This is a genomic window from Streptomyces silaceus, from assembly GCF_001419745.1.
GTDB lineage: Bacteria > Actinomycetota > Actinomycetes > Streptomycetales > Streptomycetaceae > Streptomyces > Streptomyces silaceus.
On record NZ_LIRJ01000392.1, the window covers coordinates 1 to 13,765 of the forward strand.

The 13,765-nt window shown below is 72.6% G+C and carries 14 protein-coding genes and 1 rRNA gene; 5 read left to right on the plus strand and 10 right to left on the minus strand.

Annotated elements, in window-relative coordinates:
• Positions 1 to 197: 197 nt before the first annotated feature.
• Positions 198 to 1,556: an FtsX-like permease family protein gene (locus tag AOK22_RS31065; RefSeq protein WP_244165181.1), complete on the plus strand. Its 1,359-nt coding sequence runs from the start codon at positions 198 to 200 to the stop codon at positions 1,554 to 1,556.
• 37 nt (positions 1,557 to 1,593) lie between these two features.
• Here AOK22_RS31065 and AOK22_RS31070 read toward each other — a convergent pair whose 3' ends face one another.
• The 3 genes from AOK22_RS31070 to AOK22_RS31080 are packed head-to-tail and all read right to left on the minus strand — an operon-like array spanning position 1,594 to position 3,642.
• A complete protein-coding gene (locus AOK22_RS31070; RefSeq protein WP_055702053.1) occupies positions 1,594 to 2,499 on the minus strand; it encodes an NAD kinase in 906 nt (301 codons plus the stop codon).
• An 11-nt stretch (positions 2,500 to 2,510) separates the two neighbouring features.
• Positions 2,511 to 3,326: a TlyA family RNA methyltransferase gene (locus tag AOK22_RS31075; protein WP_055702054.1), complete on the minus strand. Its 816-nt coding sequence runs from the start codon at positions 3,324 to 3,326 to the stop codon at positions 2,511 to 2,513.
• A 7-nt stretch (positions 3,327 to 3,333) separates the two neighbouring features.
• On the minus strand, positions 3,334 to 3,642 hold the full coding sequence (locus tag AOK22_RS31080; RefSeq protein WP_055702055.1) for a hypothetical protein: 309 nt from the start codon (positions 3,640 to 3,642) through the stop codon (positions 3,334 to 3,336).
• A gap of 42 nt (positions 3,643 to 3,684) precedes the next feature.
• Between AOK22_RS31080 and AOK22_RS31085 the strand changes: the two genes are divergently transcribed.
• Entirely contained in the window at positions 3,685 to 4,032 is a 348-nt protein-coding gene (locus AOK22_RS31085) for an alkyl sulfatase C-terminal domain-containing protein (RefSeq protein ID WP_055702056.1), read from the plus strand.
• Here the strand turns inward: AOK22_RS31085 and AOK22_RS31090 are convergent.
• From AOK22_RS31090 to AOK22_RS31100, 3 genes are read right to left on the minus strand one after another with little or no spacing between them, the layout of a single operon-like run.
• Positions 4,016 to 4,891, minus strand: a complete 876-nt coding sequence (locus AOK22_RS31090) for an ABC transporter ATP-binding protein (protein WP_063795374.1) — start codon at positions 4,889 to 4,891, stop codon at positions 4,016 to 4,018. The two genes, AOK22_RS31085 and AOK22_RS31090, sit on opposite strands and share 17 nt — an antisense overlap.
• Positions 4,888 to 5,916 (minus strand): FecCD family ABC transporter permease, encoded by a 1,029-nt coding sequence (locus AOK22_RS31095; RefSeq protein WP_055702058.1) that lies wholly within the window; start codon positions 5,914 to 5,916, stop codon positions 4,888 to 4,890. The genes AOK22_RS31090 and AOK22_RS31095 overlap by 4 nt, the downstream gene beginning before the upstream one ends.
• A complete protein-coding gene (locus AOK22_RS31100; RefSeq protein WP_055702059.1) occupies positions 5,913 to 6,956 on the minus strand; it encodes a FecCD family ABC transporter permease in 1,044 nt (347 codons plus the stop codon). The genes AOK22_RS31095 and AOK22_RS31100 overlap by 4 nt, the downstream gene beginning before the upstream one ends.
• A 53-nt stretch (positions 6,957 to 7,009) precedes the next feature.
• On the opposite strand from AOK22_RS31100, the gene AOK22_RS31105 reads away from it, so the two are divergent.
• Positions 7,010 to 8,050 carry an ABC transporter substrate-binding protein gene (locus tag AOK22_RS31105; RefSeq protein WP_055702060.1) on the plus strand — a complete coding sequence of 347 codons (1,041 nt, stop codon included), beginning with the start codon at positions 7,010 to 7,012 and terminating at the stop codon, positions 8,048 to 8,050.
• Positions 8,047 to 8,880, plus strand: coding sequence for a siderophore-interacting protein (locus tag AOK22_RS31110; RefSeq protein WP_055702061.1), 834 nt, complete (start codon positions 8,047 to 8,049; stop codon positions 8,878 to 8,880). Before AOK22_RS31105 ends, AOK22_RS31110 begins: the two co-directional genes overlap by 4 nt.
• Positions 8,881 to 8,941: 61 nt before the next feature.
• On the opposite strand, the gene AOK22_RS31115 is transcribed toward AOK22_RS31110, so the two are convergent.
• On the minus strand, positions 8,942 to 9,994 hold the full coding sequence (locus AOK22_RS31115; RefSeq protein WP_055702062.1) for an HAD hydrolase-like protein: 1,053 nt from the start codon (positions 9,992 to 9,994) through the stop codon (positions 8,942 to 8,944).
• Between the two features lie 71 nt (positions 9,995 to 10,065).
• Between AOK22_RS31115 and AOK22_RS31120 the strand changes: the two genes are divergently transcribed.
• Positions 10,066 to 11,349, plus strand: a complete 1,284-nt coding sequence (locus AOK22_RS31120) for a DUF1015 domain-containing protein (RefSeq protein WP_055702063.1) — start codon at positions 10,066 to 10,068, stop codon at positions 11,347 to 11,349.
• 98 nt (positions 11,350 to 11,447) lie between these two features.
• Here AOK22_RS31120 and AOK22_RS42275 read toward each other — a convergent pair whose 3' ends face one another.
• From AOK22_RS42275 to rrf, 3 genes are all read right to left on the minus strand, one after another.
• On the minus strand, positions 11,448 to 12,263 hold the full coding sequence (locus tag AOK22_RS42275; protein ID WP_055702064.1) for a tetratricopeptide repeat protein: 816 nt from the start codon (positions 12,261 to 12,263) through the stop codon (positions 11,448 to 11,450).
• Positions 12,155 to 13,423: a hypothetical protein gene (locus AOK22_RS42280; protein WP_208606471.1), complete on the minus strand. Its 1,269-nt coding sequence runs from the start codon at positions 13,421 to 13,423 to the stop codon at positions 12,155 to 12,157. The genes AOK22_RS42275 and AOK22_RS42280 overlap by 109 nt, the downstream gene beginning before the upstream one ends.
• A 93-nt stretch (positions 13,424 to 13,516) precedes the next feature.
• A 5S ribosomal RNA gene (gene rrf, locus AOK22_RS31130) occupies positions 13,517 to 13,633 on the minus strand.
• Positions 13,634 to 13,765: the final 132 nt, after the last annotated feature.

Genomic DNA, 13,765 nt, shown 5'->3' on the forward strand with positions numbered 1-13,765 from the left:
CTTACGAGGTCAGGGCCCCGGTGTGCGACGGGCCCCGGGCCCCTTCCGCGAAGGCGCAGGTCGAGACGGCGCATCCGCGCCCGCTGTCACCCGCGGGGGTGGGGTTGTCCCCACCATGATCCGTCCGGCTCGCCACAGCAAGATCCACTGGCCCGCCCCATCGCGCCCCTCCCCTCCCCCGGCGCACCATGATCCACATGACGACAGGACTGGCACAGGCGGCGCTGCGGGCGCACCGCCCGGCGTTCGCGGGCACGGCGGTGGCCGCGCTCTTCGCGGCGACCGTGGTGAGCGCGTCGACGATGATGCTCGGCACGACGAGCACGGACCGCCCCGGCGGGCTCTCCGCGGCGGCCCGCAGGCAGATCACGGAGAACGGCGTCGGCGACATGGCCGTCGTCCTCCTCATCGGTTCTGTCTATATGTCGATCTTCGTGGTCGCGTCGACGATGGGCACGGCCGTCGCCCAGCAGCACCGCGAGCTCGCCATGGTCCGCTCCATCGGCGCCAGGCCCCGCCAGATCCGCCGCGCGGTCGCGGTACAGGCGCTGGCCGCCTCGGTCCCGGCGGCGCTCGCCGGCTTCGTGCTCGGCGGCTTCGGCGCCCGCTGGTGGCACGCGGGCATGGTCGAGCACGGGCTGCTGCCCGCCGAGGCGGGCTTCCGCTTCAGCTGGCTCGCCCTGCCGGTGTGCCTGGGCGTGGCCGTCGTGACGACGACGCTCGCCGCCTTCCTGTCGGCGCTGCGCTTCTCGCTGCTGCGCCCGGCCCGCGCCCTGTCCGAGGCGGCGACCGGGCGGCGCGGGCTCGGCGTCCTGCGGGCCCCGCTGGGCGTGCTGGCGGTCGCGGGGGCGTGCGCCGTCGCGGCGCTCCTGTCGCGGCAGCCCGCGGACGAGGCGGGCGAGGGGGCGTTCCTCGTCCTCATCCTGTTCTGCGTCGGCGCGGGGCTGCTGGGCCCGCGCATCATCGGGCCCGCGGCCTGGCTGGTGTCGGCGCTGGTCGGCCGGTTCGGCCCGAGCGCGCGCCTGGCGATGCTCAACGTCCGCTCGCAGCCCCGCCGGTTCTCCGCCGCGGTCGTCCCCCTCGTCCTGGTCGTCGGCTTCGGACTCACCAAGATCGGCATGCATACGACGGCACAGCACCGCACCGGCACCGCGGGCAGCACGGGCGAGGTCTGGCTCGACTACGTGGGCACGGGCCTGTACGCGGGCTTCGCCGCCATCGCCGCGGCGAACACCCTCGCGATGATCTCCTTCGAGCGCCGCCGCGACGTGGCGCTGCTGCGGGTCGTCGGCAGCCAGCGCGCGCAGGTGCGGGCCATGGCGGCCTGGGAGGCCGTGGTGGTCGCGGGCACGGCACTGCTGCTCGGCTCCGCCATCGCGCTGGGCACGCTGGCGCCGATCCTCAGCACGGCCTTCGGCAGCGCGCTGCCGTACCTGCCCTGGCCCGTGCCGACCGGCGTGGCGACGGGCACGCTGCTGCTGACCCTGCTGGCCACCGGCCTGCCGGTACGCGCGGTGATGCGGCGGCGCGCGATCTCCGTGGTCGGCGCGACGTAGCCCAGAGAATCAGCGCGCCGCGCCCCGCCCCAGAAGCTCAGTGCGGCGCGCCCCGCCACCCCGACACCGGCAGCGCGAACTTGGCGACGAGCCGGTCCGTGAACGACGCGTGGTGCAGCCGCGCGAGCCGCACCGGCACCTCGCCCCTGCGCACCTCCACACGGGCCCCCGAGGGCAGTTCGACGGTCCGCCGCCCGTCGCACCACAGCACCCCGTGCGGCGTGTGCGGCTGGACCTCCACGGCGAGCACGGTGTCCGGCGAGGTCACCAGCGGCTTGGCGAACAGCGCGTGGGCGCTGATCGGCACCATCAGCAGCGCCTCGACCTCCGGCCACACCACGGGCCCGCCCGCCGAGAACGCGTAGGCCGTCGAACCGGTCGGCGTCGCGCACACGATGCCGTCGCAGCCGAACCCGGTGACCGGCCGGCCGTCGATCTCCAGGACGACCTCCAGCATCCGCTCGGGCGACACCTTCTGCACGGCCGCCTCGTTCAGCGCCCAGTCCCGGTGCACGATGTCGCCGTTGCGGTGCACGACGACGTCGATCGTCATGCGCTCCTCGACCTCGTACGCCTTGGTGACCACCCGGTCGACGACCTTGTCGAGGTCGTCCCGCTCGGCCTCCGCGAGGAAGCCCACGCGCCCGAGGTTGACCCCGAGCATCGGCACCCCGGAGGCCCGCGCGAACTCGGCGCCGCGCAGCAGCGTCCCGTCACCGCCGAGGACGACGATCAGCTCGCAGTCGTCGATGCACTCGGCCGTGGCCTCCTTGACCGTCTCGACCTCGTCGGGGAGCGGCAGATCCGCGGCCTCCGCCTCCAGGACCCGCACGCCGAGGCCGCTGCGCAGCAGCCCCTGGACGACGAGTTCGGCGCTGCGGATGGCCGCGGGCCGTCCGGTGTGCGCGAGCAGGAAGACGGTACGAGCTCGGGTCTGGGTCACTCGGGTCTGGGTCAACGGGGCCCCTCCGCCACGGCACGGTCAACGTCCGCCGGGTCCAGCTCATCGGCCCCGGCGCGCAGCCACAGAAAGTACTCGACATTTCCGGAAGGTCCGGGCAGCGGGCTGGCGGTCACCCCGCGCACCCCGAGGCCGAGCCCCCACGCCTGCCGCGCGACCTCGCGCACGGCCTCGGCCCGCAGTTGGGTGCTGCGCACCACGCCGCCGCTGCCGAGCCGTTCCTTGCCGACCTCGAACTGCGGCTTGACCATGAGCACCAGGTCGGCGTCGGGGGCGGCGCACCGCACGAGGGCGGGCAGCACCAGGCCGAGCGGGATGAAGGAGAGGTCGCCGACGACCAGGTCGACGGGGATGTCGTCGATGGCGTCGAGCGTCAACTCGCGTACGTTCGTACGGTCCTTCACGGTGACGCGGTCGTCGCTCTGCAGTGACCAGGCGAGCTGGCCGTAGCCGACGTCGACGGCGACGACGTGGGCGGCGCCGGCGCGCAGCAGCACATCGGTGAAGCCGCCGGTGGACGCGCCCGCGTCGAGCGCGCGCCGCTTCTCCACGACCAGGCCCTGCGGCACGAAGGCGGCGAAGGCGCCCGCGAGCTTGTGCCCGCCGCGCGAGACGTAGTCGGGGTCGCCGTCGTCCTGCGAGACCACGATCGCGGCGGCCGTCTCGACCTGCGTCGCGGGCTTGGTCGCGACGGTCTTGCCGACCGTGACCCGGCCTGCGGCGATCAGCTGGCTCGCGTGCTCGCGCGAGCGCGCGAGCTTCCTGCGGACCAGCTCGGCGTCGAGGCGGCGTCGTGCCACTCCTGCCACGTTCGGTTCAGCTCCTGTTGTACGAGGGTGTGGGCGCCCCTGGGGGTGCCGGCGGGCCGGGGCGTGCGTCGAGCGCGGTGAGCGCGTCGCGCAGTCCCTGGTGTACATCCTCGTACACCTCGACATGGCCGTCCGTGGCGAGGTGGTCGGCGTCGCCGAGCCGGGCGAGCCGCGCGTCCACCTCGGCGTTTCCGGTGGGCGTGCGGTCGACGCCCAGGGGCGCGGGGGCGGCGGGGTCGTACGACGGTTCGTCCGGGACCTGCGGCTCCGGCGCCACCGCCTCCCCCTCGTCGGGGCCCGCGTATGAGTCGCTCATGGCACGACGCTACCCCGAAGCGCTGGGGTACCGTCGATCACGATGGCGACCATGGCGGAGTGCCGTACCGCACTCGACAGACTCTCGGACAACCTCGCGTCCGCCGACGGCGACGTGCGCAGCGCCGCTGCCCTGAACCGCTCGCTGAGCTGCCACGTCACCGACCTCGACGCCACCTTCACGGGACGGCTGGAGAACGGCCGGATCACGGTGCACGACAGCCGCCCCGGCCCGCCCCGCGAGAGGGCGGAGATCCGGCTGGCGATGACGGGCGACGACCTGGTCGCGATGGTGGCGGGCGAGCTCAACTTCGCGAGGGCGTGGGGCTCCGGCCGGGTCAGGCTGGAGGCGGGTTTCCGGGACCTGCTGAAGCTCAGATCGCTGCTTTAGCCGCTCCGCTCAGGGACCGGCCCCGCCCCGAGCGCCCCGCCGGGATCACCAGCGGCGTCCCCGTCTCCGGGTCCTCGATGATCCGGCAGTCGATCCCGAAGGTCTCCTTGACCAGCTCCGCCGTGACGATGTCGGAGGGAGCGCCCTCCGCGATCACCGCGCCGTCGCGCAGGGCGATGAGGTGCGTGGCGTAGCGGGCGGCGTGGTTCAGGTCGTGCAGGACGGCCACCAGCGTGCGGCCCTGCTCCTCGTGGAGGTCGGCGCACAGGTCGAGCACGTCGAGCTGGTGCTGGATGTCGAGGAACGTGGTCGGCTCGTCCAGGAGCAGCAGCGGGGTCTGCTGGGCGAGCGCCATCGCGATCCACACGCGCTGGCGCTGGCCGCCGGACAGCTCGTCGACGTAGCGCTCGGCGAGCTCGCGCACGCCCGTCGCCTCCATCGACTCGTTCACGATCCGCTCGTCGTCGGACGACCACTGCCGCAGCAGCCCCTGGTGGGGGTAGCGGCCGCGGGCGACCAGGTCGCCGACCGTGATGCCGTCGGGCGCGATGGACGACTGCGGCAGCAGGCCGAGCGTCTTGGCGACCTTCTTCGCCGGCATGGACTGGATGACGCTCCCGTCCAGCAGGACCCGCCCGGCGGACGGCTTGAGCATCCGCGACAGGGCGCGCAGCAGCGTGGACTTGCCGCAGGCGTTGGGGCCCACGATCACGGTGAAGGAGTTGTCGGGTATCTCGACGGACAGCTCCGACGCGATGACGCGCTGGTCATAGCCGAGGGTGACGTCGTCGGCGATGAGCCGGTTCACAGCAGCACGCTCCTGGTCGTGGGGTGGTACGGGTTCGTGGCGGGGCCTCATATCCGTCCCGCCTTGCGCTGGGTGACGAGCAGCCACAGCAGATAGCCGCCGCCGAGCACGCCGGTGACGACGCCGACCGGCAGCTGGTCCGCGCCGAAGGCCCGCTGCGAGGCCCAGTCGGCGACGACCAGGAGCGTGGCGCCCATAAACATCGCGGGCATCAGGTTGGGGCCGGGCGAGCGCGTGAGGCGGCGCGCCAGCTGCGGCGCGGTGAGCGCGACGAAGCTGACGGGGCCCGCGGCGGCGGTGGCGGCCGCGGTGAGCAGCACGGAGGCGATCAGCAGGACGAAGCGGGTGCGCTCGACGCCCACGCCCAGCGAGTTCGCGACGTCGTCGCCCATCTCCAGCATCCGCAGCGACCGCCCGTACACGAGGACGACGGGCACGAGGACGGCGCAGAGCACGAGCAGCGGCCAGACCTGCTCCCAGTCGCGGCCGTTGAGGGAGCCGGTCATCCAGACGACCGCGCGGGCGGCGTCGACGAAGTCCGCCTTGGTGAGCAGGTAGCCGTTGATCGCCGTCATGAACGCGGAGACGCCGATGCCGACCAGGACGAGGCGGTAGCCGTGCACACCGCGCTTCCAGGCGAGCAGATAGATCGCGAGGCCGGTGACGAGCCCGCCGACGAGCGCGCCGCCCGCGACCTCCAGCGCGCTGCCCTTGAACAGTACGATCATGCCGAGCGCCCCGGCGGTCGAGCCCTGCCCGAGACCGAGCACGTCCGGGCTGCCCAGCGGGTTGCGGGCGATGGACTGGAAGAGCGCGCCGCCGAGGCCGAGGGCCGCGCCGACCAGCAGGCCGACCAGGACCCGCGGCAGGCGCAGGTCGTTGATGATGAACTCCTGGCCCGCGTCGCCGTTGCCGAACAGGGTGCGGATCACGTCGGCGGCCGGGATGTCGAAGTCGCCGGTGCCGATGAGGACGACGCTCGCGACGAGCGCGGCGACGGCGAGCAGGGTGACGACGACGGCCGTGCGGACGTCGAACCGGACGGACAGGCCGCCCCGGGTGCGGATCGCCTTCACAGCTGGGCCACCTTCCGTCGCCGTACGAGAAGGATGAAGACCGGCGCGCCGATGACCGCGGTCACGATGCCCACCTGGAGCTCCGAGGGCCGCGCCACCACGCGCCCCACCACGTCCGCGCCGAGCAGCAGCACCGGCGAGAGGACGGCCGCGTACGGCAGGATCCAGCGCATGTCGGGCCCGGTGAAGGAGCGCACGATGTGCGGCACCATCAGGCCGACGAAGACGATCGGCCCGCAGGCGGCGGTCGCGGCACCGCACAGCAGCGTCGCCGCGGCCATGGACAGCGCGCGGGTGCGCGTCAGGCGGGCGCCGAGGGCGCGGGCGGTGTCGTCGCCCATGGCCATGGCGTTCAGCGGCCGGGCCAGGCTCAGCGCGATCACGGTGCCGACCGCGAGGAAGGGCAGCACCTGCTTGATGGTGTCCATGTTGGCGGAGGCCAGCGAACCGACCGTCCAGAAGCGCATCTTGTTGAGCGCGGCGCCGTCCATGATCATGACGGCCTGCACATAGCCGTAGAGGGCCGCGCTGATCGCCGTGCCGGCGAGGGCGAGCCGCACCGGGGTCGCGCCGCGCGCGCCGCCGAGGACGTAGAGCAGCAGGCCGACGATCAGGGCGCCGACGAAGGCGAACCACACATAGCCGCTCAGCGAGGTGATGCCGAAGAAGCTGACGGCGCTGACCACCGCGGCCGAGGCGCCGAGGTTGATGCCGAGCAGTCCGGGATCGGCCAGCGGGTTGCGGGTGAGCGCCTGGAGGACGGCGCCGGACAGGCCGAGCGCGACGCCGGCGAGCAGTCCGAGCAGGCTGCGCGCGAGCCGCTCCCCGACCACGACGTCGTCATACGTCCCCGTGTCCTGGAACAACCCGTGCCAGACGTGGTCCAGGGACATCGACTTGGCGCCGACCGCGATGCTCGTGAGGAAGACGAGCAACAGGACCGCCAGGGCGGCGAGCAGCCCGATGCTGCGTATCGCGCGGCGCTTGGGGGGCGCGGGAGCGGTCTCCGCGCCGGGTTCTGGGGGACTGTCGACCAACACCAGGTTAGGTTAGCCTACCCTCGCAGTTCACTTCGACGAGAGAAACGCCACCCATGCACGCACCCCGTCGGCCCCTCCCGCCTGCCCTGAACCGCCGCGACGCACTCCGCGCGACGGCCGCGCTCGGTCTCGGCGGACTCCTCACCGCGTGCGGATCCAAGGACTCCGACACCAAGGGTGCCGCATTGGGCGGCGACGGCAAAGCCTGGAGCTTCAAGGACGACCGCGGCAGGACCGTCACGACGAAGCAGCGCCCGAAGAACATCGTCGCCTTCGTCAGCACCGCGGCCGCCCTGCACGACTACGGCATCGAGTGCAAGGGCGTCTTCGGCCCGTCCAAGCCCGTCGGCGGCAAGCCGAACCCGCAGGCCGGCGACCTCGACCTCACCCGGGTCACCAGCGTCGGCGACGACTGGGGCCAGTTCAGCGTCGAGAAGTACGCCTCCCTCGCACCCGACCTGCTGATCAGCAACATGTTCCCGCCGCCCGCCCTCTGGTTCGTACCCGAGGAGAGCAGCAAGAAGATCGCCGCGCTCGCCCCCACCGTCGGCATCAACTGCGCCCGCGCCTCCCTCCGCGAACCCCTGGAGCGCTACACCGAACTGGCCGCCTCCCTCGGCGCCGACCTGGAGACCGACACGGTCCGTGCCGCCAAGGCCCGCTTCCAGAAGGCCGAACGCACCCTGCGCAAGGCCGCCGAGGCCCACCGCGGCCTCAAGGTCCTGGCGATGACCGGCGACGCCGACCAGATGTACGTCGCCGTCCCCGACTCCTACTGCGACCTCAACTACTTCAAGGATCTCGGCATCGAGTTCGTCGAGGGCAAGAAGAGCGACGAGTGGGGCTTCTGGGAGTTCCTCAGCTGGGAGAACGCCGACAAGTACCACGCCGACCTCATCATGATCGACAACCGCGCCTCCGCCCTGCCTCCCGCGGAACTGGCGAAGAAGCCCACCTGGTCCCTGCTCCCCGCCGTCAAGGCCGGCCAGACCACCCCCTGGTCCATGGAGGAGCGCTACAGCTACGCCGGATACGCCCCCGTCCTTGAGCGGCTCGCCGCCGCCGTCGAGAAGTCGAAGAGGCTCACGCGATGACCGATTCCCCGTACCAGTTCTTCGACGCCCGGGTCCTGCGCACCGAGCACGTCACCCCCGCCATGATCCGCGTGACCCTGGGCGGCCCCGACCTGACCCGCATGGCGACGGCCGGCCGCGACCAGCGCATCAAGATCTTCCTGCCGCACCCCGGCCAGGACGCCCCGGTCATGCCGGACACCGACACCGGCGACGCCACCGACTGGTACGCCGACTGGTGCGCCCTCGACCCCGCGGTGCGCGGCATCATGCGCACGTACACCACCCGCGACCTGCGCCGCGACCCCGACGAGCTGACCGTCGACTTCGCCGTCCACGGCGCGGCCCCCTCCCCCGCCGACGGCCCGGCCACCCGCTGGGCACGGACCGCGCGGCCCGGCGCCCGCATCGGCGTCCTCGCCCCCGTCGAGGAGGAGAACGGCGCGTACGACTTCCGGCCGCCGCAGGACACCGACTGGCTGCTCCTGACCGCCGACGAGTCGGCGCTCCCCGCCGTCGCCAACATCCTGGAGACCCTGCCGCCCGGCCTGCCCACCCGCGTCTGGATCGAGGTCCACGACCTCGCCGACCGTCAGCCCCTGCCCACCAAGGCCGACACCGAGATCCACTGGCTCACCGAGGAGGGCGCCACCACGGACGCGATCCGCGGCGCCACCCTCCCCGAAGGCACCCCCTACGCCTGGGTCGCCGGCGAGTCCGCGACCGTCAAGGCCGTCCGCCGCCACCTCGTCGCGGAGCGCGGCATCGACCGGGGGCGCGTCACGTTCTCCGGCTACTGGCGCAAGCACACCACCACCGACGAACTGATCGACCGCGGCGAGAGCGCCTGAGCCCGGGGCCGTCCCCCGCCCGGGAGCCGGGCCCCCGGGCGGGCACGTCACCGCCCGGGACTCACCACCCGAGCCGCGCCAGCGCCTTCCCCGGATCCAGCGCGCAGACCCCGTCACCGGCCTCGGTCCAGGCCGCCGCGCACAGCGCCCGCAGCCCGTCCAGAGCGGCCCCTTCACCGTCCAGCGCCAGCTCGCCGCCCCGCACCGAGGCGGTCCACCCGCCACAGCCGAACCCGCCGTCCACGGCGGTCACTTCGGGCTGCCCGGTGAGCATCCCGCGCAGATCCGCGTCCACGTACGTCGGCCGGTGCTCGGGCCGCGCGGCCAGCAGCTGCGCGGCGTCGGTGACACCGGTCAGGACGAGCAGCGAGTCCACCTCGCCGTTGAACGCCCCCTCGATGTCCGTGTCCAGCCGGTCGCCCACCACCAACGGCCGCTCCGCGCCCGTCCGCAGGATCGTCTCGCGGTGCATCGGGGGCAGCGGCTTGCCCGCCACCTGCGGCTCGGCGCCCGTCGCGATACGCACGACCTCCACGGCCGCGCCGTTGCCGGGCGCGATGCCCCGCGCGCTCGGAATCGTCAGGTCGGTGTTCGACGCGAACCACGGCACCCCGCGCGCGATGGCGTAACAGGCCTCCGCGAACCGGCCCCACGCCATGTCGGGCCCGCCGTACCCCTGTACGACCGCCACCGGATCGTCGTCCGCCGAATCCACCGGCTCAAGACCCCGCTCGCGCAACGCGACGCGCAGCCCCTCCCCGCCGATCACCAACACCCGCGCACCCGCGGGAACTTGCTCGCTCACCAGGCGCGCCGCCGCCTGCGCCGACGTGATGACGTCCGAGGCACCGGTCGGGATCCCGAGCTCCGTCAGATGCTCCGCCACCGTGTCCGGCGTGCGCAGCGCGTTGTTCGTCACGTACGCGAGATGCATGCCGTCCGCCCGCGCGGTCGCGAGCGAGTCGACGGCGTACGCGATGGCCTGCCCGCCCGCGTACACCACCCCGTCGAGATCGAGCAGAGCCGTGTCATAGGCCTCGTGCAGGGCCCGCGCACTGGCCCCCGGCCGCGTCCGGACTCTCCGACCTGCGCTGGGGTCCGCGGTCTGGCTCATTACACATCTCTCCTCGCTCGATCTCACCCCCCGATCATCGCCTACACGGCTCGCACACATACGATGCCCTAATGAATACAGCGGGTCACACGGACGCCCACGGCCTCGACCTGATCCCCTTCCGGGGCGTGCGCTACATCCCCGAGCGGGTGGGCAGTCTCGCCGCCGTGACGTCGCCCCCGTACGACGTGGTCGTCCGCCCCGACGGGCTCCTCCACCTGGAGTCCGCCGACCCGCACAACATCGTCCGGCTGATCCTCCCGCAGGCCACCACCCCGGCCGCCCGCAACCAGCAGGCGGCCGACACCCTGCACAGCTGGCTCGCCGAGGGCATCCTCGCCCCCGACGCCGAGCCCAGCCTCTACGTCTACGAACAGCGCAGCAGCGACATGCTCCAGCGCGGCATCATCGGCGCGCTGCGCCTCTCGGAGGCCGAGGACGGCGTCGTCCTGCCCCACGAGGACGTCATGCCCCACGTCGTGGAGGACCGCGCCGCCCTGATGCGCGCGACCTCCGCCAACCTGGAACCGCTGCTCCTGACCTACCGCACCGACGGCGAGAGCGGCCCCACGGGCGCGGCGCCCGTCGTCGAACGCACCGCCCTGCGCGAGCCCCTGCTCTCCACTACCACCGAGGACGGCTTCCACCACCGCCTGTGGTCCGTGACAGATCCCGCGGAGCTCGCAGAGATCCAGTCAGATCTCTCCCGCCACCAGGCCCTGATCGCCGACGGCCACCACCGCTGGGCGACCAACCTGCGCCTGCGCTCCGAGCACCCCTCCCCCAGCGCCTGGGACTACGGCCTGGTCCTGCTCGTGGACACCGCCCGCTATCCGCTGCGGGTCCGCGCCATCCACCGCCATCTGCACCGGCTGCCGGTCGCCGACGCGCTCGCGGCCCTCGGGGACTCCTTCCGCGTCCGCACGGTCGGGGGCCCGCTCGGTCACGCGCTGGACGCCCTGGGCGAGGCCGCCGCCAAGGGCAACGCCTTCGTCCTCGCGGGCGACGGCGCCTTCCACCTCGTGGACCAGCCGTCCCAGGGCCTCCTCGACCGTACGATCCCGGGCGAGTACCCCGCGGCCTGGCGCACCCTGGACGCGACGGTCCTGCACGCCACCCTGCTCGATCACGTCTGGCGGATCCCCGACACCCCGGACCACATCGCCTACATCCACGACACGGCGGCGACCGTCGAGAAGGCGGAGCGCGACGGCGGCACGGCGGTCCTGATGCACCCGGTCCGCGAGGAGGTCGTGCGGGACCTCGCCCAGCAGGGCGTCACGATGCCCCGCAAGTCGACGTCCTTCGGCCCGAAGCCGGCCACGGGCCTGGTCCTGCGCGATCTTTCCTTCTGATACGCGCACTTTCCTTCTGATACGCGAAGTGGGCGGTCCCTCCTGGAGGGACCGCCCACTTCTACTTGTTTCTCTGTGTCCTACTGAGCGCTCAGCGCTCAGCGCTCGTCGGCGTCCTTGCGCTCGCCCGAGGCCGCGTCGGCGTCCACGGCGTCCGCGTCCACGTCCTCGTCTGCGTCGTCGGCGTCCTCGTCCGAGGCCACCGGCGCGAGGGCCTTCTCCTCGTCCTCGTCGTCCACGAGGGCGTCGACGAACTCGACGCCGTCCAGCTCGGCGAGCCGGTCGGAGGCGTCGGTGCTGCCGTCCTTGTCGGACTCGACGACCTTCGCGAACCACTCGCGTGCCTCGTCCTCACGGCCGGCCGCCAGCAGCGCGTCGGCGTACGCGTAGCGCAGGCGCGCGGTCCAGGGCTGCACGGAGTTCGAGGCCAGCTCGGGGCTCTGCAGGGTGACGATGGCGGCGTCGACCTGGTCCATGTCGCGGCGGGCCCCGGCGGCGACGAGCCGCATCTCGACCTGCCCTGCCTTGTCCAGCTTCTGCACCTCGGGCGCACCGGCCATGTCCAGCGCCTTCTCGGGCCGGCCGAGCCCGCGCTCGCAGTCCGCCATGACGGGCCACAGCTCGACGCTGCCGGTCATCCGGCGCGCGGCACGGAACTCGGCGAGGGCCTCGCTGTACTTCTGGTTCGCGTACGCGGCGAAGCCGGCGGCCTCACGCACGGCGGCGACCCTGGAGGCGAGCCGCAGGGCGATCTTCGAGTAGGCGTAGGCCTGCTCGGGGTCCTCGTCGATCAGCTTGGCGACCATCACCAGGTTCTTGGCGACGTCCTCGGCGAGACCCTTGGGAAGGCTCTGCAGTTCCTGCTGTACGTCCTTGTCGATCTCGTACCCGGTGACGTCCTCGGGGATCGGCAGCCGCTTGATGGGCTCGCGGTCACGGTCGCGGTCGTCGCGCCCGCCGCGGTACCCACCGCGGTCGTTGTCCCGCCGGTCGTCACGGCCACGGAACCCACCGGGGCGCCCGCCCCGGTCGTCCCGACGCGGCCCGCGCCCACGGTCGTCACGTCCACGGAAGCCACCGCCGCCGCGGTTGTCGTCGCGGCGGAATCCGCCGCGGTCGTTGTCACGACGGTCGTCACGGCGGTCATCGCGCCGGTCGTCACGGCGATCGTCCCGCCGGTCGTCGCGGCGGAACCCACCACGATCGTCGTCGCGACGGAAGCCGCCACGGTCGTTGTCCCGGCGGTCGTCACGACCCCGGTAGCCACCGCCACGGTTGTCGTCACGGCGGAAGCCACCGCGGTCGCCGTCACGACGGTCGTCACGGCGGTCGTCACGCCGGGGCCCACCGGAGCGGTCGTCGCGGCGGAACGGCGGACGCCCACCCTCACGGTCGTCGCGTCCACGGAAGCCACCGCCGCTGCGGTTGTCGTCGCGGCGGAATCCGCCGCGGTCGTTGTCACGACGGTCATCACGGCGGTCATCGCGCCCGCGGTAGCCACCACGGTCGTCGTCGCGACGGAAGCCGCCACGGTCGTTGTCCCGGCGGAAGCCGCCACGGTCGTTGTCCCGGCGGTCGTCACGACCCCGGTAGCCACCGCCGCGATTGTCGTCACGACGGTCGTCGCGCCCGCGGTACCCGCCGCCGCTGCGGTTGTCGTCGCGACGGAAACCGCCACGGTCGCCGTCACGACGGTCGTCACGGCGGTCGTCACGCCGGAAGGCGGGCCGGTCGCCGTCACGGCGGAAGCCACCGCGGTCGCCGTCGCGCCGCTCGTCACGGCGGTCGTCGCGGCGGAACGGCGGACGGCCACCACGGTCCCGGTCGTCGTCGCGACGGAAGCCGCCACGGTCGTTGTCCCGGCGGTCGTCGCGACCCCGGTAGCCACCGCCACGGTTGTCGTCACGGCGGTTGTCGTCACGCCCGCGGTAACCACCACGGTCGTTGTCGCGGCGAGGAGCCCCGCGGTATCCGCCCCGGTCACCACCGTCCCGTCGGCGCTGCTCGCGCTCCGGACGCTCGTCGGGAGAGTTGGTGGCCATCGGTGACTCCTAGTCTTCGGTACCGCAGTCATTCTTGCGCAGCATGGGTGCCGGCGCGCTTCGGCAAAAACAAAAGGACCCCTGGTCCCAGCGTGAACGCTGGGACCAGGGGTCCTCCAAAGATTGTTCGGCGGCGTCCTACTCTCCCACAGGGTCCCCCCTGCAGTACCATCGGCGCTTTGAGGCTTAGCTTCCGGGTTCGGAATGTAACCGGGCGTTTCCCTCACGCTATGACCACCGAAACCCTATGAAATATCCAGCAGATCAAGATCGGCCGGATCTCAAACAGGGCAGCGAACAAGCACACTCTTCAATTAAGTAGTGACGCTGTTCAGCCGACACAACTGTTCGTTGTTTCAGAACCAACACAGTGG